Here is a 383-nt window from a genome sequence, read left to right on the forward strand (position 1 = left end):
ACAGATCTCTCGCTTGGTTGCTGGCCCAGACCACGATTCCGGACGGTCGCATCACCACTCACCAGGCGGTCGATCGCTCCGGCAACCGTATGGATCCTCGCAGCTTTAGCAGCCAAACTATGTTTTCTTTGTTGCGCCAGTACTCAACTCGTAGCGGGCTCTCAGGCTAGAAAGCCGATTAGCTGGAGGATAGGCATTCGCAGATCTGTTGGGATAACTAGCTGATCAGCAAACGGCAGGTGAGCTTAGCTCTGATCATTTACGCCATCATCCCCTGAGCAACGAGTGATAGCTTTTTCGAGGTCAATTTTCTACCTCGAAAAAGCTATCGCTCAGCCATGACCTAAGACACTTTAAATGAGGCTACCGACTGCTTCATCATG

At 51.2% G+C, this 383-nt stretch carries 1 pseudogene; it reads left to right on the forward strand.

What is annotated here, in order from left to right:
* Positions 1-170, forward strand: a pseudogene (locus AC0QKW_RS00020) (N-acetylmuramoyl-L-alanine amidase); the annotation flags it as partial.
* Between the last annotated feature and the right edge of the window lie 213 nt (positions 171-383).

The sequence above is a fragment of the Pseudanabaena sp. PCC 9330 genome, from assembly GCF_055795045.1.